Consider the following 23,690-nt stretch of genomic DNA (forward strand, 5'->3'; position numbering starts at 1 on the left):
CCAAAGGGGGATGTTGAATGTTTACTTATATCATTAACGAAGATACGGAACTACGTTTACTAGAACCAAGGCACGCTGAAGCATTGTTCGAATTGACGGATTCTTCAAGAACAAGTCTGCGAAAATGGTTGCCTTGGATCGATTATACGAAGACGGTAGAGAATTCAAGGGGCTTTATTGAAGGGACCTTAAAGCAATTCAGCAACAATGACGGCTTCCAAGCGGGGATTTGGTACAAAGGGGAATTAGCTGGCGTCGTCGGTTTGCATAAAATCGACTGGTCAAACAAATCCACCTCCATAGGGTACTGGCTTGGAGATGATTTTGTAGGAAAAGGACTGATGACAAAAGCGTGTCAGGCTGTCATCGGCTATTGTATCCATGATCTACAGCTTAAGCGTATCGAAATAAGGGTGGCCACGGGGAATGAAAAGAGTTTGGCGATTCCACCTAGATTGGGATTCAAGAAGGAAGGGTGTCTGGAGAAGTCTGAATTGCTGTATGGTGAATATGTCGATCATTATGTGTTTGGACTGATTAATGAGACATAAGTTTGATCGGTTTTAGTCCTCCCCGAGTTTTCAGTTAGTCTAAAAAGGGGAAAGGAATGTATAGGTAATTAGTATTGGAGATTATGCTAAGTAGTCACTAGGGTTCGTGATGACGACTTTATTTACTTATGGGAGGTGTTTCCGTGGGAGTTGCATTAATGATTGTGATCTTCTTTGTTTTGATCGGAGTAGTTCGTGTGCTTCTCGGCATCCCTTCTTCCCGCAGTAAATCGGATCGTTATGATGAGAGGGATTACCCATAATACTTTGAGGAATAAATAAATGCAGGTAAAAAGCCGGCAGATTATGCTGGCTTTTTTTAATGCATAAAAATGTTTTTGATCTTGCGTATTGAAAAACGCAACAAACGACGGTATGAGGAACCTTTTCGACTGGAGTTCGTATTTAATACTAGGAGGTGGAGAGGTTGCTGAAAAGAATGCAATCGATTTTACTTATTGTCAGTCTTAACTATCTGCTACTCACAGTGCTTTCCTTAATATTCAACTCAAGAATTTCAATGGAGTTTTTGGGGAATTGGGGGCTTTTAACGGGCCTTGTCATTTTAATCAGTGCACTGCCACTGCATAAAGTGGTCTACTATGGAGGTAGAGGGATGGCCGGTTCCCAAACCCCGGAAATACCGCCAGATGAACATATTCATGAGAAGGTTAAGAAGAAAAGCAAGAGGTCGGGGGACTTCAATCGTTTTCAAGATTCGTTGACCATTTCAGGAGTCATTGTTTTAGTCATTTCATTTATGATTATATAGGAATCATTCATTTTTCTTAAAAGCTGGAGATGTAACCTCTACCCTTTTCCATCGTCCAATTATTCAAGGGGGTGGAAATGTGAGAGGTTCATTCATGAGTATCTTGTTATTCCTTTTTCTAATAGGTTGCAGCAGTCCAGCTGAAGAAAGCTCATCCGTAGATAATCCAAGTAAGCCATATCCACCTCAACAGGCAACCGAGAATGGGGATGTTGTCGTCAATAATGAGGGAGAGACGGTGAATTACAAACGGTTCGATGCATTTTTAACTAGTGTACTAACAGGGGAAAACGATGAAATTCGTGTTACTAAATATACGATCGAAGGTGCTCCGATCTTCTATAATCTCCAATTTAATGGAGAGGATATCCTTTATACTTTTGATAATACAGAAGATGGATACGCTGGTTCGGGCAGGGGGAAAAGAAAGACACGTTGCTCTGAAATCAATCAAATCAATGTAGGTGAAAGAATAGAATATCGTCTGAGGGTTTGTGACTCCAATGAAATCGCGTGGACGTTTCATCTTTCTTCAGAAAAAACTTCAGCGGATATGGATGAAGCGGATCCAGATTACAATCAAGTGTTCATTGAAGCTATGATGGAAAATACGATTGTCATTGCTCCATATGCTACTGACCCAGAGGCCTCGTACCCTACTTATGAGATTCGTATTGATGAAAATACTAGGATCGAAGGAAGTAAAAATAGTTTTGAAGAATTGAAAGTGAAAGATGATGTGAAAGTTTGGGTTAGGAAAATAGGTGAAAATGATAAAGTGGCTGAGAGGGTATGGGTGCAGTAAATTCAGGTAATATTTGCTAATGCATGACGTGTCATGTATATTGAGACTAGATGACATGTCATCTAAAAAGCGGTGAGGAGTGTTTTACATGACCACAAAGATTCATATTTGGCATACAGGATCCGTTTACATAGACCAAGCGTTAGCATTTAAAGAAAAAACATGGCACCCGATGCCGTATTCAGGTTGGCTGAGGAAGAAAGAAAATAAATCATGGTTTCCCGTGTCTGCTTATTTAATCGAGCACCCCAAGGGAACTATACTCATTGATACTGGTTGGCATGAAGAGATACGGACAAATTCTAAAAAACACTTAGGATGGTTGCCTAACTCCATGTTCAAGGGAAATCTGCCTACTGGTGAATCTATCAAAGACCGTCTTGAACATATGAATCTATCCTCAAAGGAACTGGATTACGTTATTCTTACTCATTTACATGCAGATCATGTCAGTGGTTTAAAACACGTTACCGGAGCTAAAACAATTTTAACGAGTGAAGTAGAGTGGCAGGCAGCCCAAAGAGGATTAGGATATGTGAGAAGCATGTGGGAAGATGTTCCTGTAAAGACTTTTGAATTCCATGACATCTCCTTTGGACCATTTGAAAAAGGGTATGACCTGTTCCATGACGGTACTGTATTATTGGTCCATACCCCTGGACACAGTAAGGGGCAAGTATCCGTTCTGATTTCAACGGAGGGAGGATGGGTCCTTTTGGCGAGTGATGTGGGCTATGCTGAAAAGTCTTGGATGCAACAAATCCTGCCCGGAGTCACGGTGCATAAAGGTGATGCGCATAAATCGCTTGCTTGGGTAAAAGATTTTTCAACAAGAGAGGATTGTAGGTATGTATTCGCGAACCATGATCCAGACGTAAGGGAAGGAGTGATTGTTGATGAATAACAAAAGTAAACATGAGGCCGAAATGCTTAGATACCTCGTACTCGCTGCTCAGAGGCAAGGGAATAGGATGTTGAACGATAAACTGGCCCATTTAGGACTTACTTCTTCAAAGGCCGAGGTATTAAGGGTGCTGGATTCTTATCAACCATTGTCGGTAAGGGAAATAGGTGAGTTATTGGTATGCGAGACAGGCAGCCCTTCACGATTAATCAAAAGCATGGTGGAGGCTGGGTTGATTGTACGGATTACAAACCCTTCAGATAGCAGATCCACTTTGCTGAAGTTGTCTCAAACAGGTAAAGGTAAAACAAAAGAAGTAAAGGAAATTGAGGAACAGCTCTACGCTGATTTTAACAAGGTTCTTACAGAAAAAGAAATCAGTGATACGAACGCTGTTTTATCAAAATTGGTTAGGAGTATGACTGATACTAGTGGCCTTGAGAAGCGGAATTTAATTTAATCACAGTTTATTTCAAACTGGGGAACTCGAAGTCAGTCTATGAATAGTGGCGAAGTTGTAAGCTCATTTTATTCCTTTATGGTACAATGGCCATGAAATGTAAAATTCATACATAAATAAAACAAACCAACCGTTAGGATTCATTTAGCTACCCCAAGAAGTTCTAAAACTCCACTAGATTTAAATAAAGATAACGAACGTTAGAAATGAACATTTAAAATCTTCTATAAGGAGGCTCACGTCCAATGTAGGTATCCCCTTTTTCATCGATTACGAAAACGATCAAAAAGGGGTAGTGAATAATGAAGTCTTCATCCTTTCGGTTCTTATGGATCGGGCAAGCCATGGCCAACCTTGGCGATGTGTTCTATATCGTAGGCCTGATCTCGATTATGTACGCAGCATCACAGTCAGCATTTTATTTAGCTTTGCTGCCATTTATCAATACATTTGGGCGGTTTATCAGTGGATATCTATCTCCGCTATTGTTTGAAAAGTATCCATTAAAAACCCTATTATCCAGATCACAAATCATTAAAACCCTGTTCTTGCTTGGGTTAGCGACGTTTACCACCATCCAACCTCAGGGTTCCATCGTGATCATCCTGTTCTTTATTTTCACCATCGCCTTCCTTGATGGGTGGGCAGCACCTGCTAGTCGTGCCATGCTCCCGAGATTGGTGAATAAGCAGGAAATCGTAAAAGCGAATAGTTTCTTTTCCCTAGTAAGTCAGGTGGTCCAGTTGGGAGGATGGGCACTCGGCGGAGTCATGGTTGCCTGGATAGGTGGCCAGAACGTCATATGGCTGACCTTCACTCTGTTCATCTTATCTTCTGTTTTCATGATGTTGATGCAAGATTCAACAGAGTTCAGTCAATCTATTGAAAAATCCACAAGAGTAGTTTTGAAGGAAGGGTGGAGTACGATTTGGAATACGCCCATCTTCCAAAAGATTCATGTGGTAATTTTCATTGAATCCATCGCGAACGTCGTGTGGATTGCGGCGATCATTTATGTGTTTGTTTCTGAAGTTCTTCAGAAAAGCGAAGCGTGGTGGGGCTATATCAATACAACGTTCTTCATCGGGCTTATTCTCGGTGGTTTGTATTGCGCTAGGTATCCCTCGTTCATCGAGAGAAACTTGAAAAAGGTGATGATTCTCACGTCAGTCAGTGTGAGCATCGCAACTTTATGGTTTGGGTTCAATCGGATCGCCTCGTTAGCTTTAGTGTTATCAGTCGTATTCGGTATAGTCGAGCAAATCAAGTCCATAACCATGGAAACGTATCTTCAAACCGAAGCGACGAGCGATGATCTGCCGAAGATTTATGGGGCACAAGGGGCGCTTACCGCTTTAACTTTCGGCCTGTCCTCTTTATTGCTGGGAGGAATCGCTGATGTGTTCGGAGTTCAATATGCATTTTTGTTGGCGGGTACTTTGCTAGCGATCGCTGCTGTGTATTTGATATTTTCTAAGCAACTTTTTCCGGAAACGTATACGAATAATTAGAAATCAAAATAAAGGAAAAGGCTGCATTACTCTTTTGTGCGGTCTTTTCCGCTTATTTATAGAAAACTATTAAGGAGACTAGTTAACAGAATAGGAGAGTTGTGAGATGAGAAAAGTAGAAGTGTACGCTTATGATGAGAACTGGCCGTTGAAATTTACGGAAGAAGCTAGCAAGTTGCGTGAGCTCTTTAGATCAGAACTCATCGATATCCACCACATCGGGAGCACCTCTGTACCCGAATTAAAAGCTAAACCAATCATCGATATCATGCCTGTTGTGAAAGACATAAGTATTGTAGATACCTATAATGATGCGATGAAAGGGATTGGTTATGAACCAAAAGGTGAAAATGGAATCCCTGGACGTAGGTACTTTGAAAAAGGAGGCAATGCCCGGTCTCATCATGTACATATTTATCAGGGTGGAAGTGATGACATAACAAGGCATCTAGTTTTCAGGGATTATTTGATTGCACACCCGACTGAACGAGATGACTATGGTGAATTAAAAGAACGATTGGCCCGTCAATTTCCTTATGATATCGAATCATACATAAACGCTAAGAACCATCTTGTTGATGAAATTCAACAAAAAGCATTGGAATGGAATAAGTAAAATAAAAGACAAAGCTGAAGTAGAGGAATTGTTTACTACACCATTTGGAAGTAGAATATTCACAATCCTTGATATTGATGGGAATGCACTGGGGTTTGTACAAGATGACCTTTCAGGCTAAGAACTTCCACATGAACTCCTTAGAAATGAGGTGGCCCTCATAAAACCAAGCGAAAAGATCTTAAACACATGGAGGAAATTCAACGATTTTCCATTAGAAACTCTAAGTAAAGTATGGATGCATTCCATAGATCAAGGTGGCGTGCAAAGGGGCGTTTCTTTAATGAAAGAACATCGCCGTAAATATGGCCTTTCAGGGAATTGCTTTGATTTAGCAATTTGGCTGCTTGATGAGTTTAGGAAAGATGGAATTGAAGCTTATCCCATAGGTCATGATCTGAACACAGAAGATGCACATGTTGCCGTGGTGGCAAAGGATGAATTAGGGGATCGCTACCTATGTGATTTGGGTGATCAATGGATTATGCCGATACTCATAGATGAGAACAATAAGGATTTCACGGTTGAAAGACAAAGTGGGTTCTTCCCAGCAGCGGATGTTCAGGTTCAACCTAGTGGTAAGTACGTAGAAATACTTTATCACAGACCGAATGGAAAAGTCTCCAAACAACTATATGATATAACTCCTATCCAGGCAGAAACCTTCTATCGTGCTGCGCACAAGTCTCAAAGTTTAATAAGGGAAACGCCGTTGGTCGAATGCCGGATTCCTTATAAAAATGAAGTCGCCCATTGGGAATTTGATGATTGGGAGATTACGTTAAGTACGACAGACGGTTTATATAAACATTCTTGTGAGGATTATGTGGAGGTTATCCATCGTGTGCTCGGTTTTGATCGAGAACTTTTGGAAGCAATTCTATTAAACAAAGGGAGGAGGGATGGAAATGAAGATTGATTATGAGAAAAGGATAAGAGAGCGGTATCCCGCTTTATCCATACATCAAATCGAAATGAATGAGATCGGTCAGAATAATGATGTCATCATCGTGAACGATACGTTCGTTTTCAGGTTTCCGAAATACGTCGAAGGGATCAGGAAATTAGAAAAAGAAACGAAAGTGCTGGATCATATTAAAGGGAAAGTCAGCCTGCCTATTCCTTATCCTGAGTACCGCTCATTTGGATCTTGTGAAGTGGGAGAAGTGTTCACGGGCTATCCACTTATTCAAGGCCAGCCCTTATGGTCACATGATATGAAAGATATTGAGGATGAAAGTCACGTAGAACGACTTGCCTCCGAGTTGGTTCAATTCTTGTCTGAGTTGCATGCTCAACCTGTAGATGAGTTGGAGATTGAAAAGCAGAGTGCTCAAGATATACGTCAATCGATCGTAGAGTTATACGCGAACTTCAAAGAGAAGCTTTACCCCTATATGAATGAGAGTTCGAAGTCGGAGGTCTCTCAAAACTTCGAAGCCTTCTTATCGAATGACGACCTTCTAGATTTCAAAACCGTCCTCATTCATGGAGATTTTGGGGCATCCAATATTTTGTGGGATTCAAGTCGCGTGAGCATATCTGGAGTGATCGACTTTGGAGAAACAGAGGTTGGCGATCCAGCCTATGATTTTGCCGGGTTAGCCGCAAGTTATGGTGAGGCCTTCGTCAAAAGGTGCCTCCGTTTATATCCGGAGGGTCAGAACATCCTGGAGAGAATAAACTTCTATAAAAGTACATTCGCCTTACAAGAGGCTCTGCATGGAATCGAGAATGATGACCAAGGTGCGTTTGAGAGTGGAATCAGGGGATACCGGTAGTTCCCGAAAATGAATGTACAAACAACATTATCCAAAAAAAGGGATAGGAGGGGTGAATGTGAGATGGTATATAACCGTTTTCAGTACCCTTATTTTCCTCATGGCCGCCTGTTCTAATGGCAGCCATGAAGTAAAAGCGAGTGAGGTTACGTGGGGAACACTAAAAATACACAATGATGGGATGCTAGTAAAAGATATAGACCTACTGGAAAACAAGGAGGTATTGACGGCAGTCATCGATATCTATAACGATGCTGATATTCAGTCAGTTGAAGAAAATGATCAAGCGCATGTGAGTATCGATCCTATTTCAACGGACGAATCACTACTTGAGAAACATTCCGCTTCCCATTTTTCTATTGATGTTGAATCTACTGGAAACCATTACTATATTGGTTATAAAGGGCATGACATTTTTAAGGTGATTGCTAGTGGTGATGAATTTAAAGAGCTGCCATCTGAATATTTCATCGAGAGCAGAGCATTGAAAGAAATCATTATAGATAATGGGTGACGCTTTCTATATATTTCTTGAATAAGACTCGAAGCCAGCATCTGATGCTGGCTTTTTATAGTGTTCACCATCAAGTCTTCGAGCAAATTTGCATAAAGAAAAAGCGGAAATTATTCCGCTTTTTCAACCGACCATTTTTTTGTGGTAAAGATGTATGTTGATTAATTTTATTCTTTAATCCGACTGCTTCTTCGTAGTCATCGAAGTATTTCGTGACAGACGAACTTGATTTCTTTAATGATTGTCTTTTGTCATCTACATATCTAATAAGCATGTACATGTCCTCTCTCCTTCTCAAGAAAAAGTTAAGGTCATTATACCACTCAGATTGATTTTGGATTTTACACTTATATGAAAAAATGAATACTTTATTGTTACGAACATTATGCATAATGTTCGTAACAAATCCTGCTTGTAATTCTTTAGAATCGGGCTTCGTATAGTATGGTTATGTTTCGAGATAATACAATCGTTAATAAGTAAAGGTAGTGAATTTTTCGTCAAAGCAACATGCTTTATTGAGACTGATAATTGAAAAAAATCGACTAACACTTGACCCTGTACTATGGTACAGGGTTTATATTATATCTAGAGGTGATTGCTTTGGAATATAAAATTAGCGAGTTAGCTGGAATTTGTAATGTGAATAAAGAAACCATCCGTTACTATGAACGGAAATCATTAATACCAAAACCATATCGAAACAATTCCGGTTACCGTATTTATGGTGATTCCACAGTGAAACGTGTAAGTTTCATTAAAAAAATGCAGGATTTGGGGTTTTCACTAAGTGAAATATACAAACTGCTCGGGATAGTCGATAAAGACTCTGACCGTTGTCAGGATATGTATCAATTCGTTTCAGAAAAGCAGATGGATGTAGAGAAGAAAATCAATGATTTAAAACACATACAAAAGGTCTTAAGTAATTTAAAGGATTGTTGCCCGAATGAAAGAGACTTGTATGCTTGTCCAATTATAGAGAATGTTCTTGATGATAGTGGTTAAAGGGAGGGAAGTAAGATGAGAAGGAATAAGTGGTTTGTTGGAAGTGTAGTTGGATTCATCATCACTCTCCTTTGCTGTGCAACTCCTTTGTTAGTGATCATGTTAGGGGTGTTGGGGCTTGGAGCATGGACTGGGTACTTGGATTACGTTCTGTTCCCAATGTTGATTATATTTTTAATCCTTGCAGTAGTGACCTATAAAAAAAGATGTCAAACATCAACCGATAAGGACTGCTGCTCTTAATAGATAAAGGAGGATATGATGAAGAAATTTCTAATTGAAATCAAAGGAATGACATGTGGAAGCTGTGAAGATCATGTACGAGATAAGCTTCAAGAAAAAGGGGCAGAAAATATTCAGGTAGACCATCAAGAAGGAAAGGCTGAATTCCATTTACTTGATGAAAGACAGAAAGAGATTATACGTGAAGAGCTGCGAAAGACACCTTATGAACCAGGGGAAATAATTTCTATGTCCCCAGGCGATGAAAGAAGACCAGCGAATACAACCTACGATTACGACTTTTTAATTATAGGTTCAGGTGGGGCAGCCTTTTCAGCAGCTATCCAAGCATCTGAAAATGGACTTCGAGTAGCCATGGTAGAAAAAGGGGACGTCGGAGGCACCTGTGTGAATATCGGATGTGTGCCTTCTAAAACCCTACTTCAAGCTGGATATATTCAATTCCAATCCGGTCATCACCCTTTCAGTGGTTTGATGACATCGGCTAAACAACCGGATATGGCTGAGCTACAAAACCAAAAAGAGAAGTTGGTTCAACAATTGCGTAAAGAGAAGTATGAAGACCTCATTGAAGAATACGGATTCGACCTTATTCAAGGAGAAGCTCACTTCCTTGATGCACACACCATTTCTGTACAAGGGAAAGAACTCACAGCTGCATCCTTTTTAATTGCAACAGGGGCATCCCCTTATATTCCGGATATTCCTGGGTTGAAGGATACATCTTATCTGACAAGTACGTCTGCGTTAGAGTTGAAAGAAGTTCCTAACCATCTTGTTATTATAGGTTCCGGATATACTGCTTTGGAAATAGGACAAATGTATCGACATCTAGGTGCTGAGGTTACACTTATGCAACGAAGTTCTAGACTCTTGAAACAATATGATCCCGAGATCTCTGAAACCGTTGAAGGTATGTTAAAAGAAGAGGGCATTACTCTAATGAAAGAGGTCAATTATAAAAAAGTTGAAGAAAAGAACGGAAAAAAATACATTCACCTGGAAGTGGAAGGAAACAAAAAGACTATAGAAGGTGATCAGCTGCTTGTGGCTACGGGACGAAAGCCCAATACAGAAAAACTTCAAGGAGAAAACATTGATTTAGCGTTGGGGGAAGATGGGGAAGTTCTTATAAATGATTATCTGGAGACAAATATTTCTCACATCTATGCAGCTGGGGACGTGACTCTAAGTCCTCAATTCGTGTATGTAGCAGCTCACCAAGGGGGCATCGTAGGACAAAACGTATCTAAACCATCTAAAAAGAAACAAAGGTTGGAACATGTACCCGCGGTGACGTTTACAACACCTTCAATCGCTTCTATTGGGTGGACAGAAAGCCAAGCCAACCAAGCAGGTTATGATGTGAAAACGTCCGTTCTTCCATTAGGATCGGTGCCAAGAGCATTAGTGAATCATCATGATCAAGGTGTTTTCAAACTGATCATGGACGCTAAGAGCAATCAGCTTATAGGTGCTCATGTGGTGGCTGAAAATGCTGGCGATGTCATTTATGCAGCTACGTTAGCTGTAAAATTCAAATTAACAGCTGATGACCTTCAAGAGACCATGGCTCCCTACCTAACGATGGCAGAAGGTTTAAAGCTAGCCAGTTTGACGTTTGATAAAGATGTCTCTAAATTATCTTGTTGTGCTGGTTAGATTTACGTTCACCGTAACTCACGGTGAACTTTTTTTAACCATGGATAAGGTACATGGTTTGTTAGTTTACTAACTAAAATAACGTAATTAGAAATAGTGTTATTAGGAGGAATGTTAATGACCAACAAATAGGATCTGGTTGTCATTGGGACAGGTTCAGGAGGATCAATCACAGCAGGAAAGTGTAATAAGGCGGGATGGCGTGTGGCAATGATATACGATCGGTAAGACTTGATTCATGCAGATTCTGTTGCCCAAGGTCGCGTGTGGCCTTACTTCAAAGTGGAAAACTCAGAATTTCTGCATTGGCAACTCGATCTAGAAGTATTGAGTTACATACAATATTTTGAAATAATTTACATAACGGGGATGAGGATATTATTTTGACTTTAAGTGTCCCATAAACGGGGACGATAGCTGCAAAGTGGCTGTAGCTTGAGTTATCCAATGAACAGTTAAACGAACTAATGTCACTAAATTATATAGTGGGAGGTATGGGGATATGGTCAAGACTATGATAAAAGGTACTATTAGTATAACGGTGGGAACGATCATATTTTTTGGCTTGTTTTTTATAAATGATACTAAAGACATTTTTGACTTGGCGATATGGGGAGTGGTCTCTTGTGTTTTAGGATATATATTTCTTTCTTCCTTTATAATGTCTGATAAAGAAACCAAGGATTTTGAAAAGAAGATAGATGACACTATTTAATTTATCAAAATATAATACCTTACTCCAATCTCGGAGGCGATTATTAAATAATGGATGATCGCTTTTTGCTGATGGGGCTGTTTAATTGAACAAGATAGTGTGAATTTCTATGTAATCAGAGAGTGGTGTTCATCGTGTTTATTAGAAGGTTTAACATAACAGATACAAAACAAATTATAAACTTATTCAGGGAAACTATTCTTACAGTTAATCTCGGTGACTACTCTGAAAAACAAGTTGAAAATTGGGCAAACAGTATAATGGATGAGGAAATCTGGGTAAAACGTCTTGAAGAAAGCTTTACTTATGTTGCTGTTATTGACAAACAAATTGTTGGATTCGGGAATGTAAATAAAATAGGGGAAGTTGACTTGCTCTATATTCATAAAGATTATCAAAGACAAGGGATTGCCTCTAAACTATTAACTCAAATCGAAAAGCATGCTAAATCTATTTGTATGACAGAGGTGTTTACTGAAGCAAGTATAACAGCAAGACCATTTTTCGAGTTACAAGGTTATCAATTATTAGCAAAACAAACCAAGAATGTGAAGGGTACTGATTTTGTCAACTTCGTAATGAAGAAAAAACTAAAATGAATGGTGGGCTGTTATTCATTAAAAATACCCGCCTTAAAAAGGGGGACTTAGAAATCCATTACATAACGAACTTTTATATATACACTATAATTGCCGGTATTATAATATCCACAATGGCTTTTCTTGTAATCAAAGATTTAGTTAGAAATAAGTCCTTCGGCTCCCGATTTATAACCTCAGCCATATTTGTTAAACCAATTTAACTGACGGAGCAGTAAACTTTAATAAGTAAAATGGGTTATCATTCAAATAACAATATGTGGGGGTGTAGTAATGTGGGTAATATTTGGGGTTATTGCCATAGTAGTAACGGTTATAAATCTTTTTTTGTATGCAGCAGGAAAGGATTATAAGCTGGCTATGGCAGTGGCATTATCATTTACAGCATTAACAAATAGTGCAAATTACAGTAATCTAACTCGGTGGGTGAAAGTGGAAGATTGGGCGGCTATAATGGATGTTGTACCAGGTATGGCAAAGGCATTTTGGTTTTTGACAATTGTTTCTATCTTGTTAAATATATCACCTATATTCTTAGAACGAATACATAAGAAATGATGATTAAATATCACATCATGTATTTCATATTCAACTATCGTGTAAGTTTTTATCTATAACTAAAGGGGTTTAAAGTAGAACCGTGAGAGATATTTCAAATTCAAGTCTTCCATAAACTGGTGCGATTGTTCAATAAGGATGATTGTTGCTGGAGGACTAGTTTAAGCTGTTATTACAGTATCGAGTTATCTTGAAGATGAATCTACAAGATGCACTTTAGCTATTGCTTATTTGGCCATCTGATTCACTCAACAGCTGGTAGCCCCGCTTGCCTTCATCATTCTACCCATCTTCTCTAAAGTCGGATTCAGCACACTCGATCAATACAGCCTAAGACGCTTGTAGGGGGACAAATAACCTGTCCCCCTAACATGCATATCTTGCTCGTGCATACATATGAGAAGAGGTGGTGTTGTGGGGGTGAAGGTTCTACTTTTGTGTAATGGTCTGCTTTTTCTCGGGTTGTATGTGTATGTGTTTCGCGTTCGATATCTGCTTGGCTTTCAGCTGGCGATGAATGTGACGACGGTTGCGAGTGGTTCTGTCGGGTTGTTGTATGGTGTATTGTTGATCAGCTTGTACCCATTTCAATTTATTGGTATTACGATCGCCACTGCTCTCATAAGTATGGGTGTTGGAGCTGCTTTTGGAGCCTTGTTCGATTATCAAACGCTTCTTAAAGGCATGGTGCAGGGCTTCATGATCGGCGTCATGGCTCCGATGCTGGGGGCATTGGCTACGGGGATGGATCTGTTCATCTGGTTTTTGCAGGTGGTTGTTCTGATACTCATGGGATTGGTCTTTTTCAAGTTGAAAAGAGCGTAGGAGGGATGCTCATGTGATCATCGCTTTTCTAATATGGCATATTGTCATCATGCTTGTGCTTTATATCATCCTCAACAAGAAAAAGTCTCTATTCGACGATCGTTTTGCAAACACAGTAGCTATCGTTGCATCATTCACTTTCTCTTTTCAACTCACTCTTCTTCTCGTGCTTCTATACTCTCGCCCATTCGTCGTCGTGCTGATGGGTTCTTGGTTGGTCGCCACCATCGTAGCCTATGGTTTCGGGTCATTCGTTCGATCCGACCATATTATTCATTCGCAGTTTCTTACCCTTCAAGGTGTGATTTCAGGCGCCATGCTTGGAGCGGTGCTGAAGAACCCGGCTCTATGTCAGCTTCCCTTATCGTCCAATACGTGGTTCATTTCAATAGATGGATTAGCTGGGTTTATGGCACTGACGGTCACCTTGTTTTATTTGCTGTTGCTATATGCTTTTTCCGTGTGAGGAGGCGATCGATTGTACCGCTGGGTGATTCTTGGAATGGTCATCCTCTTCGGCGTTTTTCTTTTTTTACCAAAAGAGATGGAGTTGCCGAATGAAGGACCGGTTCCGGACATACACTTAACATCGTTGAATGGTTCTTCACATTCTTTCTATGAGCCCGTCCCGAAAGTTGTCGTCTTTTTCTATGCGGATTGTCCTGATATCTGTCCATTGACAATCTGGGACTTGAAAAAGTTGCGGAAGGAGCTTGTGAACAGAGGGGTGGAGGACGATCATTATGAAATATTGTTGATCACATTAAACCCTGCCGTCGACACCGTTTCATCATTAATAAGCTACCGGGACAAATTCGATGCAAATTTTAAAAATTGGAGGTTCTTAAGAGGGTCTGATCAGGACGTGGAGTCGCTTGCTGAAGCCTTTGGAATGGTCTTCAGAAAAGAAGGGAGGGTGGTTTCTCACAGTACCACGCTTTATCTCGTCGATCGGAACGGAAACATACGCTCCAAGCATGCAATGGCCACGTCGCAAAAGCCGATGGATGTGAGGGAGGTGGCGGATCATATTGAACGGTTGCAATAAGACCCGCTACACATGAACTACACCAAATGCACAGATTTTCATAGGTTGCTAGAAGAAGGGATTCGAGGTGAAAGGAATGCCGGATCAAGATCATGTGGAAGATGCCCACGTTTCGTTTACCTCACCTACGTGTGAAGGCACGTTGGAAGAAGGGCGTTTGCTGATGGAGTATATGGATCAAGCCAACCTTTTTGCGATTGCACGATATGATGAAAGCCGCAAAAAAACACTACTCTTGAAAAAGTTTTTTCAAAGTAAACGAAATCAGGAAGTCGTCGTTCATACAAAAGAGGGAACCAAGCGGAAAACGCACAAAGGAAAGGTCGCAACGGTCGGAAGAGACTTTGTCAGCATCACAACGGTTCACCATCGTTTGTGGGTTCCTTTTTTTGCTATCGATGCGGCCGATCTTCCATTTGGTTCCCCTACTTATTCGAACCCGCACCAGCATTTTATCTATGATAATAACCTGCAGTATAAATTGTGTCGTGAATTCGGAAAAACGGTGTCCCAGCGAAATGCGTATGCGGAGGTATTCTTTGAGGAGTCGCTCAGAACGAACCTTCATCAATGGAAAGGGACTTGGGTTGTAATTCAGACTCATGATGATGAAGCCATTGGAAAAGTTGAAGATTCTACGAAGAAGCACTTGGAGGTCAAGTCGTTCCACACAGCAAAGAAACTCGAGTGGAATTCGATTCAAACGGTCAAAACGGTTCGTTGGACCACCGTCTGGAAAGAGTTCATCAGGAGAAAAGATTTCGGAAAGGAGAACGGACAGTGAGTAATGAAAAAGATCTTTACCGCGCCCTCTTGGATTTGAAAGGGCAGGAAATTCTCGTCGTCACACAAGCGGCTCAGCTCAATTTACTAGGGCAGGTCTTCCGCCCGATTTTCTGTGGAGAAGTGTCAGAGGTGACAGAAGGGTCCGTTACGCTTGATCCTGTCATTATTAAAATGCTTAATGCTCCATTTTATGAGTTTCCATTACCACTGAGCATACCATTAGAAAAAGTGGTATCTTTCTCGACTGAAGTACCGTGTGACTTAGCGTTTCCACTGACTTAAGGAGGTTGAATACAATGAACCATCCGAGGCAGCAAAGTGTATTACAGCAACGTGATCAGGCGATGATTGATGAGTTTGTAGCAGGAGTAGGGCGGCGTGTTTTTATTTTAACGCCTTCTTTTCCTTTTCTGTTTATCGGCAAAATTTTAAAAGTGATAGATGACATAGCGACCATTGATGTTGAGACAACATCTGTCGCTCAGCTGGAAGAGAAGGTCTGGAATGTTCACATTCACTCCATTGAAGTCTTTTATATTGAGAGCATAGGGGGACGGAAAATTCCCGACTTAGAGGGCTAACGAAGGAGGCAGCGTATGAAACGGTGTTACCATGTGGTAGCGATTCCGATTCGGATTGTCGTCAACACGTTTGGCGACTACAACCCGAATGGTTATATGTACGTGCTGAAGGAAAACGAATCGAAAGTGAGAGAGCTCGTCCGAAAGAACCCTTTTACACCAGTTGATCTTGTGCAACCTCTCGTCATTCGAGCAAATGAAGGCGATGAAGTGGAAATCCTCTTCGAAAACAAAGTCCACTTCAATACGGGCATGCACTTTCAAGATGTCAGTTATGATGTGCAGGAGGCCGATGGGGCAGCGGTAGGATTGAATGAAGATACAACCGTCGCTCCTGGTGAGAAAATCGTTTACCGGATTATTGCCGATCAAGAAGGCATCAGCTACTTTTCGGATTTAGGTAATCCGTCAAGTAGTGAAGAAGGTTCTAATGGAAACGGTCTGTTTGGAGCGTTGTTTGTGCAAAAACGATTTTCTTGGTGGACGGATCCAGTCACTGGAAAAACGATCAATAGCGGTGTCGATGCCGACATCCATCACCCTTTACTACCCTCGCACCGCGAGTATGCATGGATCTTTCACGATGAGATGGAAATTAACGATTTGACCGGAAACAATCCGGTTGATCCCATGACCAATCAGGAGACTGAATCGTTCCATGGAGTCAATTATCGCTATGAACCGCTCCATCGTAGGCAGCAGCTCATTGAAGAAGGAGTGGTGGGGCCCGGTACGGATGGAGAAGAAGTTCACCACGATTCCTGGGTCTTCGGTGACCCCGCTTCCCCAATTTTAAAGGGATATGTTGGGGACCCAGCCCGAATTCAATTGGTTCATGGGGGAGTAAAAGAGACGCATGTGTTCCACTACCATGTGCACCAATGGTTGAGTGATCAATCGAATATCGAATCTAATATCATTGATGCTCAAGCTGTTAGTCCTCAGTCTAATTATACAATTGATCCTTTGTACGGCTTGGGAAGCTTACAAGGCTCTTACGGAGATGCAATCGTCCACTGCCACTTGTATCCGCACTTTATGGTTGGAATGTGGGGGATGAACCGGGTATTCGACACGCTTCAAGATGGCAGCCAATGTTATCCAAATGGAGAAAAGATTAAAGCACTTCAGCCATTACCTGATCGACCTGCACCTCCTGCACCAACGAAGGAACGTCCGGGTTTTCCGAACTTCATTCCAGGCAAAGTCGGGTACAAAGCGCCCCGTCCACCTCTCGGCATAAAAGGGGGGAGAGGGTTAACAGAGTTAGAAGCCAATGCGGCGGTACCAAATGCCAGGCCAGGAGCCGTTTTCTCTGATCCTACTCCACCTGGAACGAAGGTTATTGAGTTTAATGTGTCTTTGATTGAGCTTCCAATTGTCTATAACAAACAAGGGTGGAACGATCCGAAAGGTAGAATCTATGTCAAGGATGAGGATAAAGAGGATGTGTTGGCAGGAAGAAAAGATCCGGAACCATTGGTCATCCACACTCCAGCCAACGTTGCGATTCGTGTTCATTTCACTAACTGTCTGCCTTCAGTGTTAGACGGAGATGCTTTTCAGCTTGTTACCAGAACTTATGAGAGCGGTATGCACATTCACTTTGTTAAATTTGATCAGCTCGTTTGTGATGGGTCGAACATTGGGTGGAACTATGACACATCTGTTCTACCAGGTCAGACGATTACGTATGAATACTTTGCTGATGTCGAATTGAAGGCTTGGTTCTTTCATGATCACATATTTGCAGTTGTCGATCAACCGCATGGTGTGTTCGGGTCAGGCGTTGTCCACTCTCGTTTTAGTTCTTTTTTTGACTCAGAAACAGGAGAAACTGTAGATCACGGAACTCAAATTTCGGTGACTAACCCGCTGATTCCTGATTACCGGGACCTAGCTTTATTCGCGCAGGATTTTGCCTTGTTGTTTGACGCGAAAGGAAACCCTATTCAACCGCCAGCATTCCCTGGTTCACAGGATGACCCTGGCGTATTCGGAGTGAATTACAAAAATGAACCGTTACAGTTCCGACTAGGTAAAGATTGTGATCCTGCCTTTTCATTCAGCTCTTTTGAACATGGTGACCCCATCACTCCAATCCTGAGGGCGTATGAAGGTGATCCAATTCGCATTCGGCTTTTGCAAGGTGCACAGGAAGAGTCCCATAGCTTTAACGTACACGGATTGAAGTGGTTAGAAGAACGGGCGGATTTAGATTCTAAACTGGACGATCAGAGGCATGTCGGTATCTCGGAATCCTTTACGTTTGAAAGTTATCTTCCGAGGTCGGGAGACTATTTATGGGCGTTTGAAACAGAAGAGGATTTGTGGAACGGATTATGGGGGTTAATCCGTGCTTATGGTCAAAAAGTTCCGGACTTAGTGAAACTTCCCGACCGACCAATTCCGAATATCCCAACAGGGGCAGTTCCGGACGTTTGTGATCCAAGACCCGATGCGAAGCTCAAGAAGCTGAACCCGCCACCGAGTCCGTTAAAGACCTTTGATATCGTCGCCTTTCAAGTGCCGATCCAATATAATTCATATGGCGATCACGATCCGTACGCGATTGTATTCGCATTGCGTGAAGATCAGGAAGCCATTTTGAAAGGGAAGAAGAATCCTGAACCGTTGGTGATTAGAGCCAATGTAGGAGATACGGTGGAAGTGACGCTCACAAGTGAGTTGAAACGAGAACTGTTCCCTTTCCAAGACGGCATCTATCCTTATCCTGACGTCAAAGAGCAGGCCTGTTACCCGCCATCGCTACGCATTTCACTGCATCCACAGTTAATTGATTTTGATGTAAAAACGTCGTCTGGGGAAACGGTTGGTTTCAATGGTGATCAGACGGTAGGACCTGGTGAGAAGCGTACGTATCGCTGGTTTGTGGATTCCGCACATGGTGCATGTGGATTATGGGATATGGCAGATATCCGTAACCACAAGTCTCAAGGGGCATTCGGGGCGTTCATCGCAGAACCGCGAGGTAGCACGTATCATGATCCTTACTCTCTGTGTCAAATCAAAACCGGTGCACGTGCCGTCATTCGGAATCCGTTCTTACCGGATATTCGAGAGTTTGTCTTAATTATGCATGATGGGGTCCGATTGCTCGACAAGTGTGATCAGGTAATTGTCGACCCGGTAGCGAGTGTGCTGCTCGAAGATGAGCCTGAAGAGGAATCCGTGGATACGTACGACCAAGGGTCCCACGCCTTCAACTACCGCAATGAGCGGCTCATAAACCGCTACAATGAGAAACCGGTTCTGCATCAGCTCTTCAGTTCAAAAACATTCCGTGATCCAGCTACACCACTACTGGAAGCTTACGCAGGTGAACCGGTGACGATCCGTTACTTGTATCCTGCTGAGCGTCGCCGGACACAGACATTCCATTTTCACGGACACCAATGGCGATCGGATGTGAAAGATGTAGACTCACGTATTGATTCTACAATCGGTTACACGGTCACAGGTAAAAAACAAGACTTGGAATTGATCGGTGGAGCCGGTGGAATAAAACGTTATCCAGGTGACTATATGTACAGGTCCGGGAACATCCAGTGGGGCATTGAGAAGGGTCTTTGGGGAATATTCCGTGTGTATGAATACCTCCAAGAACATCTGCCTCCGCTAGGGGAGGATTAATCACGAACAGGTGTGACCTGGTCACACCTGTTTTACATAATAGGAAAGGTGGTGAAAAGAATGAGCAATGAAAAATGCCCCACTCGAAACACTCCAGAGCTCCCCTCGCCGACAAGCTGTCTCCCGGAAGAAGAAACGGAAGAGCTAGAAGAAAAAATCGATAAAGCGAATCAACTGTTGTTGAGCCTCGCTTTGTCTGAATCAGATGATGTTACCAAACAACAGACCATGATGAAACTATTAGATGGCATTGTTGGATTACGAGTGAGAGTTTTGATGCAAGCGGAAGAAGAGACCACAGTGGAAGGAAAGCTTAAGCTTGTAGGCTATGACTTTGCATTACTCGAAGACGACGGCGTGGAGAAAATTGTCCCGTTTACGTTTATGAAAACAGTCGAAGCTTGCGGGCGTTTTGCTGAAATGGACCATGAACCGTCTTTGGAAGATATCGATGAGTGCTTTCGAGAACTCTTAGTCAATCAGTTCGGCTGCGTCGTTTCCGGCTCTCCTGAGTTGATCAACTTGTTTTTCCGTATCAGGCTGGACATTTACCTGCTACTCGTAGAAGCTAAACGTATTCGTGTCTACACAGAGTCTGATGAATTCAGAGATGGATTGCTGACCGATGTAAATAAAGGGAGTATCGTGACTCAGGATAAAGGGAAGACAGAAGTGTTCAATTTAGATCACATTTTGATGATCGATCTTCTGCAATAAAAAAACAAACCTTCAAGTGAAGTAACTTGAAGGTTTGTTTGGTTTGAGCTTGTCTATGTAGGTTCTATGAAGCGACTGTTGCGATGAGGACGGCTTGAGTTGAGCACATAGCCTGAGCCTGCTCCATAGATAAGGCTTATAGAAGTTAAAAAGGGTCACTTTTCATTCTCCATTCTATGAGGGATCATCTGAATCCTTTAGAATGGTGAACGATTTGATGGAGTCGATTGAAAGAATGATTCTTGGTTCGGAATCGTCTACATCTAAAGATTCTTCAAATGTCGTTTCGGGCGAATCATCTTGACTGTAAAGCTCATTGTGTGATGGGATCGGAGGATGCGATAGTTTGGTATGTTGGACCTCTTCATAATTCGGTTGGGGAGAGGTTTGTGAAAAAGTGTCCTTTTTAATATGGATGTTTCTTTTTTCTTTTTTCATTTGTTCAGGTTCATCTTTTTCTTGAGTGTGAGAAGGAGGTATGGCTACGGGTAACGCTTCTTTGGGAACCGCCTGCCATCCGCGAAGGCATGAAAGGGGGATCCATGTTTGGGTGGGAGATAGCCAATGATGACGGGCGGGCTGAACGAGTAGCCTTTTCTTTTCTTCATCGAAAGCTAAGAGGTTTAAAGATGTAGATGAAAAACAACAGCCCTCTGAATCCGTTCCATAGACCCGAAGTCGTTCTCCCGAACAAGTATATAAATATACATAGGTTCGTTTACGCATGTTGAATCAAGCTCCTTTTTTCATATAGGAAAAAGGGGCAGATACGCCCCTGTTTTTTTCGGAATTAGCAGCAGCGACGGCACTTACAGCGGCTTCTCACCTTTACTTGGCTGATGCCTTCCATCGGAATGAAGTCTGTGTAGCACTTGTGCTTGCGCTTTTTGTGCGTCATATCAACTGACTCTTCCTCTTCTTCACTTTCCATTTCTTCTTCGGCGGAACTCTCCATCTCTTCTTCAGCAAGATCTTCCATTTCTTCATTTTCTACAGGACTTTCCGCCTCTTCTTCTTTGACTTTCTCTTTCACGAGCAATTCAACGAAGTTTGAACCAACGTGACAGAGTTTCCCGACAACGGTTCCTCCTTCCGTTTCGATTTGAACTTTACAGCCTACTAGTTGACGCAAACGGAAGTTGAGTCCACCTTGAAGACCGCCTAAGCGCACACGAAAATCATCGGAACAAAGGCAGGAATGATTACAGCAGCATTTCGAATGGTGGTGGTCGCAGTGACACTTGGAGTGGTGATCTCTGCACTGGCAGGAACAGTGATGATGCTTGTGGCAATCATGGTTATGACAGTCATGTTTGTGGTGGTGACAACAATCTTTACTCATCTGAACACCTCCTTTATCTCATTACGATAGTATATGGAAGAACTATGGAAATGAATGGACGATAGCTGATTTATTTGAGTGGACGATCTACTTCAGGATTCCCGAAGGCTTCACCGTTTCGATGACTTTTTCAAATGAAAACCCCGGATATGTGGTCAATCTTAGATTGATTTTTTAAGAATGAAAGAAATATCCCCACCTCAATGAGGTGGGGGTATTTTGTATTAAGGTAGGGTCGCTATTGAAATACAGAGCATCATAGTTTTGTCCAAGAGAAAACACTCATCCTATTTCTAAAATGGCATGACACCCAGCGAATGCTAAAAATCTTTTATGTGATTGGGATATTTTAGCAAAGTTTGAATATCTGTTTAAGAAGGGGGGATAGAAATGATGTATGAAAATGTTCTGCAATATCCATTTGATATGCTTTCTATTATTAGAAACGGATTACTCGTTGGTGGAAGGAGTAACAAAAAGAAAGTGATCATTATAGGAGCAGGAATGTCCGGTCTTGTTGCAGGTTCTTTACTTAAGCAAGCTGGCCACCACGTTACAATTTTAGAAGCAAACAATCGAGTAGGAGGAAGGGTTTATACAATTCGTTCCCCTTTTGCACCCGGGAATTATTTTGACGTGGGTGCAATGAGAATACCATCCAATCATAAGTTGGTTATGGAGTATATACATAAATTCCGTTTACCAGTAAACCCATTCTTCAACACGAACCCTAACGACTTAATTTATGCTAATCATGTTCTTACTACTAGGAAGTATTATGAGTTAAATCCAGACGTCTTAGAATATCCTTTGAAACAGAGCGAAAGAGGGAAGACAGCCCAGGAGCTTTTTTTAGAAGCCACCCAGCCGTTCCGCGACTTATACTACGGCAGCCCACCTCAAGAACAGGAAAAGTTAAGAGATAAGTTTTCGCAATACTCTATGAGAGAATTCTTAAAGTTTAATCCTTTTGGTATTAGTCTTTCTGAAGCGGCCATTAGGGAAGTTGCTGTTCTTTTAGGTATAGAAGGTTTTCCGGAGTGTTCCTTTGTTGATATTTTAACGGATATTGCGTTTCCTATTTTCAGTCAAGAAGTGGACTTTGTAGAAATAACGGGCGGGAATGATTGCTTACCTTGGTCATTCTATCCCGGTCTGAAGAGTAATATATTCTTCAACCAGCAAGTGGAACGAATAGATAATACCGAAGATTGCGTGAAAGTTCATACTAAGAATACGTCAACGAACCAGGTCCATGTTTTTGAGGGTGATTATTCTGTGATTACAATCCCATTTCCTTTAATACAATTCGTGGATATCAATCCTTATCATTCTATTTCGTTTGATAAGTATCAAATCATCAGGGAACTGATTTCAATCAATGCTGTAAAGATAGGGATAGAGTTTAAAACACGTTTTTGGGAGAGGAATGATGTTGGGAACGCGGTCACGGATCAACCCACTCGGTACTCTTATATACCAAGTCATGGGAGGGGTACTCCTGGACCAGCTGTTTTGTTGGCAAGTTATAGTTGGGGGCATGACGCAGAGTTATGGACAAGTTTATCATTTGAGGAGAAAGTCAAAGAAGCCCTCAAAGATCTTTCTAAAATATATGGGCATATCGTATATGAGGAGTATTTAACGACTGTGGCTTACGATTGGGCATTGAATCCTTTTTCAGCAGGAGCATTTGCTCTATTTCTTCCAGGCCAAGGGGAAAAATTCAGTACTGTGATGAAAAAGCCGGAGGGGAGGTTACATTTTGCAGGAGAAGGAGCATCTGATTTTCATGGGTGGATCGAAGGGGCCATTGAATCCGGAATAAGAGCAGCACATGAGATAAATATAAGAGATTAATGGCTGAACTGGTGTTTTAAATAGTGACCGTTACCATGGCGTTGTAACATGATTTTAAAAATAGCTAAAGGGGGCAATCATAAAACGGTACATTCGCCTCCTTGATCTATCTATGTTGAACCTTTCAAAAAAATACTTCCAGTTATCTGGAAGTATGTCATCGCACAACAAGTATAAT

29 protein-coding genes are annotated in these 23,690 nt (G+C 41.7%); 25 read left to right on the plus strand and 4 right to left on the minus strand.

From position 1 onward, the window contains the following. Positions 1-17: 17 nt before the first annotated feature. The 10 genes from H0266_RS14275 (at position 18) to H0266_RS14320 (ending at position 7,914) form a co-directional block, all read left to right on the plus strand. A complete protein-coding gene (locus tag H0266_RS14275; protein WP_181473101.1) occupies positions 18-551 on the plus strand; it encodes a GNAT family N-acetyltransferase in 534 nt (177 codons plus the stop codon). A gap of 427 nt (positions 552-978) precedes the next feature. Then, positions 979-1,323: a hypothetical protein gene (locus tag H0266_RS14280; protein ID WP_181473102.1), complete on the plus strand. Its 345-nt coding sequence runs from the start codon at positions 979-981 to the stop codon at positions 1,321-1,323. A gap of 79 nt (positions 1,324-1,402) precedes the next feature. Beyond that, a complete protein-coding gene (locus H0266_RS14285; RefSeq protein WP_181473103.1) occupies positions 1,403-2,128 on the plus strand; it encodes a DUF4362 domain-containing protein in 726 nt (241 codons plus the stop codon). Positions 2,129-2,216: 88 nt separating this feature from the next. Beyond that, entirely contained in the window at positions 2,217-3,032 is an 816-nt protein-coding gene (locus H0266_RS14290) for an N-acyl homoserine lactonase family protein (RefSeq protein ID WP_181473104.1), read from the plus strand. Beyond that, positions 3,025-3,492 (plus strand): MarR family winged helix-turn-helix transcriptional regulator, encoded by a 468-nt coding sequence (locus tag H0266_RS14295; protein WP_181473105.1) that lies wholly within the window; start codon positions 3,025-3,027, stop codon positions 3,490-3,492. The genes H0266_RS14290 and H0266_RS14295 overlap by 8 nt, the downstream gene beginning before the upstream one ends. Before the next feature lie 302 nt (positions 3,493-3,794). Continuing rightward, entirely contained in the window at positions 3,795-5,003 is a 1,209-nt protein-coding gene (locus tag H0266_RS14300) for an MFS transporter (protein ID WP_181473106.1), read from the plus strand. A gap of 106 nt (positions 5,004-5,109) precedes the next feature. Continuing rightward, positions 5,110-5,619, plus strand: a complete 510-nt coding sequence (locus tag H0266_RS14305; protein WP_181473107.1) for a GrpB family protein — start codon at positions 5,110-5,112, stop codon at positions 5,617-5,619. A 283-nt stretch (positions 5,620-5,902) separates the two neighbouring features. Next, a complete protein-coding gene (locus H0266_RS14310; RefSeq protein WP_246364030.1) occupies positions 5,903-6,538 on the plus strand; it encodes a hypothetical protein in 636 nt (211 codons plus the stop codon). After that, positions 6,528-7,400: a phosphotransferase gene (locus H0266_RS14315; protein WP_181473108.1), complete on the plus strand. Its 873-nt coding sequence runs from the start codon at positions 6,528-6,530 to the stop codon at positions 7,398-7,400. The genes H0266_RS14310 and H0266_RS14315 overlap by 11 nt, the downstream gene beginning before the upstream one ends. 58 nt (positions 7,401-7,458) lie before the next feature. Beyond that, positions 7,459-7,914 carry a hypothetical protein gene (locus H0266_RS14320; RefSeq protein ID WP_181473109.1) on the plus strand — a complete coding sequence of 152 codons (456 nt, stop codon included), beginning with the start codon at positions 7,459-7,461 and terminating at the stop codon, positions 7,912-7,914. 70 nt (positions 7,915-7,984) lie between these two features. Here H0266_RS14320 and H0266_RS14325 read toward each other — a convergent pair whose 3' ends face one another. Beyond that, positions 7,985-8,194, minus strand: coding sequence for a hypothetical protein (locus H0266_RS14325; protein WP_181473110.1), 210 nt, complete (start codon positions 8,192-8,194; stop codon positions 7,985-7,987). Between the two features lie 323 nt (positions 8,195-8,517). Between H0266_RS14325 and merR the strand changes: the two genes are divergently transcribed. The 14 genes from merR to H0266_RS14395 all read left to right on the plus strand — a co-directional run bounded on the left by merR (position 8,518) and on the right by H0266_RS14395 (position 20,310). Beyond that, positions 8,518-8,922, plus strand: coding sequence for a mercury resistance transcriptional regulator MerR (merR, locus tag H0266_RS14330; RefSeq protein ID WP_181473111.1), 405 nt, complete (start codon positions 8,518-8,520; stop codon positions 8,920-8,922). 15 nt (positions 8,923-8,937) lie between these two features. Next, complete coding sequence (gene merF / locus H0266_RS19645) at positions 8,938-9,165, plus strand: mercury resistance system transport protein MerF (protein ID WP_181473112.1); 228 nt, start codon at positions 8,938-8,940, stop codon at positions 9,163-9,165. An 18-nt stretch (positions 9,166-9,183) separates the two neighbouring features. After that, positions 9,184-10,827 carry a mercury(II) reductase gene (gene merA, locus H0266_RS14340; protein ID WP_181473113.1) on the plus strand — a complete coding sequence of 548 codons (1,644 nt, stop codon included), beginning with the start codon at positions 9,184-9,186 and terminating at the stop codon, positions 10,825-10,827. 502 nt (positions 10,828-11,329) lie between these two features. After that, positions 11,330-11,542, plus strand: coding sequence for a hypothetical protein (locus tag H0266_RS14345; protein WP_181473114.1), 213 nt, complete (start codon positions 11,330-11,332; stop codon positions 11,540-11,542). Positions 11,543-11,667: 125 nt separating this feature from the next. Beyond that, complete coding sequence (locus H0266_RS14350; protein ID WP_181473115.1) at positions 11,668-12,141, plus strand: GNAT family N-acetyltransferase; 474 nt, start codon at positions 11,668-11,670, stop codon at positions 12,139-12,141. A gap of 273 nt (positions 12,142-12,414) precedes the next feature. Further along, positions 12,415-12,699: a hypothetical protein gene (locus H0266_RS14355; RefSeq protein WP_181473116.1), complete on the plus strand. Its 285-nt coding sequence runs from the start codon at positions 12,415-12,417 to the stop codon at positions 12,697-12,699. A gap of 420 nt (positions 12,700-13,119) precedes the next feature. Beyond that, on the plus strand, positions 13,120-13,524 hold the full coding sequence (locus H0266_RS14360; RefSeq protein ID WP_181473117.1) for a hypothetical protein: 405 nt from the start codon (positions 13,120-13,122) through the stop codon (positions 13,522-13,524). A gap of 13 nt (positions 13,525-13,537) precedes the next feature. After that, on the plus strand, positions 13,538-13,990 hold the full coding sequence (locus H0266_RS14365; RefSeq protein WP_181473118.1) for a hypothetical protein: 453 nt from the start codon (positions 13,538-13,540) through the stop codon (positions 13,988-13,990). A gap of 12 nt (positions 13,991-14,002) precedes the next feature. Continuing rightward, positions 14,003-14,572 (plus strand): SCO family protein, encoded by a 570-nt coding sequence (locus tag H0266_RS14370; protein WP_181473119.1) that lies wholly within the window; start codon positions 14,003-14,005, stop codon positions 14,570-14,572. A 67-nt stretch (positions 14,573-14,639) separates the two neighbouring features. Further along, positions 14,640-15,356 carry a hypothetical protein gene (locus H0266_RS14375; protein ID WP_181473120.1) on the plus strand — a complete coding sequence of 239 codons (717 nt, stop codon included), beginning with the start codon at positions 14,640-14,642 and terminating at the stop codon, positions 15,354-15,356. Further along, on the plus strand, positions 15,353-15,640 hold the full coding sequence (locus H0266_RS14380; protein WP_181473121.1) for a hypothetical protein: 288 nt from the start codon (positions 15,353-15,355) through the stop codon (positions 15,638-15,640). The genes H0266_RS14375 and H0266_RS14380 overlap by 4 nt, the downstream gene beginning before the upstream one ends. 14 nt (positions 15,641-15,654) lie before the next feature. Continuing rightward, positions 15,655-15,939 carry a hypothetical protein gene (locus H0266_RS14385; protein WP_181473122.1) on the plus strand — a complete coding sequence of 95 codons (285 nt, stop codon included), beginning with the start codon at positions 15,655-15,657 and terminating at the stop codon, positions 15,937-15,939. 15 nt (positions 15,940-15,954) lie between these two features. Further along, positions 15,955-19,593 carry a multicopper oxidase domain-containing protein gene (locus H0266_RS14390; RefSeq protein WP_181473123.1) on the plus strand — a complete coding sequence of 1,213 codons (3,639 nt, stop codon included), beginning with the start codon at positions 15,955-15,957 and terminating at the stop codon, positions 19,591-19,593. Positions 19,594-19,653: 60 nt separating this feature from the next. Then, positions 19,654-20,310: a hypothetical protein gene (locus H0266_RS14395; RefSeq protein WP_181473124.1), complete on the plus strand. Its 657-nt coding sequence runs from the start codon at positions 19,654-19,656 to the stop codon at positions 20,308-20,310. Between the two features lie 174 nt (positions 20,311-20,484). Here the strand turns inward: H0266_RS14395 and H0266_RS14400 are convergent, their stop codons facing one another. The 3 genes from H0266_RS14400 to H0266_RS14410 all read right to left on the minus strand — a co-directional run bounded on the left by H0266_RS14400 (position 20,485) and on the right by H0266_RS14410 (position 21,621). Next, complete coding sequence (locus H0266_RS14400; RefSeq protein WP_181473125.1) at positions 20,485-21,036, minus strand: hypothetical protein; 552 nt, start codon at positions 21,034-21,036, stop codon at positions 20,485-20,487. Between the two features lie 64 nt (positions 21,037-21,100). After that, positions 21,101-21,442 (minus strand): hypothetical protein, encoded by a 342-nt coding sequence (locus tag H0266_RS14405; RefSeq protein WP_220127280.1) that lies wholly within the window; start codon positions 21,440-21,442, stop codon positions 21,101-21,103. Between the two features lie 29 nt (positions 21,443-21,471). Then, the gene (locus tag H0266_RS14410) at positions 21,472-21,621 is read right to left on the minus strand and encodes a hypothetical protein (protein ID WP_181473127.1); all 150 of its coding nucleotides are present in this window, start codon (positions 21,619-21,621) and stop codon (positions 21,472-21,474) included. Positions 21,622-22,042: 421 nt separating this feature from the next. Here H0266_RS14410 and H0266_RS14415 point away from each other — a divergent pair, with 421 nt between their 5' ends. After that, positions 22,043-23,512, plus strand: a complete 1,470-nt coding sequence (locus H0266_RS14415) for a flavin monoamine oxidase family protein (RefSeq protein WP_343063298.1) — start codon at positions 22,043-22,045, stop codon at positions 23,510-23,512. The last annotated feature ends 178 nt before the right edge of the window (positions 23,513-23,690 follow it).

This window comes from Halobacillus locisalis (genome assembly GCF_013694105.1).
Classification (GTDB): Bacteria; Bacillota; Bacilli; order Bacillales; family Halobacillaceae; genus Halobacillus; species Halobacillus locisalis.

Excerpts from the sequence above, each read along its gene's own strand:
- H0266_RS14275 (WP_181473101.1), top strand. The coding sequence starts at position 18 with ATGTTTACTTATATCATTAACGAAGATACGGAACTACGTTTACTAGAA.
- H0266_RS14290 (WP_181473104.1), top strand. The coding sequence starts at position 2,217 with ATGACCACAAAGATTCATATTTGGCATACAGGATCCGTTTACATAGAC.
- H0266_RS14295 (WP_181473105.1), top strand. The coding sequence starts at position 3,025 with ATGAATAACAAAAGTAAACATGAGGCCGAAATGCTTAGATACCTCGTA.
- H0266_RS14300 (WP_181473106.1), top strand. The coding sequence starts at position 3,795 with ATGAAGTCTTCATCCTTTCGGTTCTTATGGATCGGGCAAGCCATGGCC.
- H0266_RS14305 (WP_181473107.1), top strand. The coding sequence starts at position 5,110 with ATGAGAAAAGTAGAAGTGTACGCTTATGATGAGAACTGGCCGTTGAAA.
- H0266_RS14310 (WP_246364030.1), top strand. The coding sequence starts at position 5,903 with ATGAAAGAACATCGCCGTAAATATGGCCTTTCAGGGAATTGCTTTGAT.
- H0266_RS14315 (WP_181473108.1), top strand. The coding sequence starts at position 6,528 with ATGAAGATTGATTATGAGAAAAGGATAAGAGAGCGGTATCCCGCTTTA.
- H0266_RS14325 (WP_181473110.1), bottom strand. The coding sequence starts at position 8,194 with ATGTACATGCTTATTAGATATGTAGATGACAAAAGACAATCATTAAAG.
- merF (WP_181473112.1), top strand. The coding sequence starts at position 8,938 with ATGAGAAGGAATAAGTGGTTTGTTGGAAGTGTAGTTGGATTCATCATC.
- merA (WP_181473113.1), top strand. The coding sequence starts at position 9,184 with ATGAAGAAATTTCTAATTGAAATCAAAGGAATGACATGTGGAAGCTGT.
- H0266_RS14345 (WP_181473114.1), top strand. The coding sequence starts at position 11,330 with ATGGTCAAGACTATGATAAAAGGTACTATTAGTATAACGGTGGGAACG.
- H0266_RS14355 (WP_181473116.1), top strand. The coding sequence starts at position 12,415 with ATGTGGGTAATATTTGGGGTTATTGCCATAGTAGTAACGGTTATAAAT.
- H0266_RS14385 (WP_181473122.1), top strand. The coding sequence starts at position 15,655 with ATGAACCATCCGAGGCAGCAAAGTGTATTACAGCAACGTGATCAGGCG.
- H0266_RS14390 (WP_181473123.1), top strand. The coding sequence starts at position 15,955 with ATGAAACGGTGTTACCATGTGGTAGCGATTCCGATTCGGATTGTCGTC.
- H0266_RS14395 (WP_181473124.1), top strand. The coding sequence starts at position 19,654 with ATGAGCAATGAAAAATGCCCCACTCGAAACACTCCAGAGCTCCCCTCG.
- H0266_RS14400 (WP_181473125.1), bottom strand. The coding sequence starts at position 21,036 with ATGCGTAAACGAACCTATGTATATTTATATACTTGTTCGGGAGAACGA.
- H0266_RS14410 (WP_181473127.1), bottom strand. The coding sequence starts at position 21,621 with ATGACTGTCATAACCATGATTGCCACAAGCATCATCACTGTTCCTGCC.
- H0266_RS14415 (WP_343063298.1), top strand. The coding sequence starts at position 22,043 with ATGATGTATGAAAATGTTCTGCAATATCCATTTGATATGCTTTCTATT.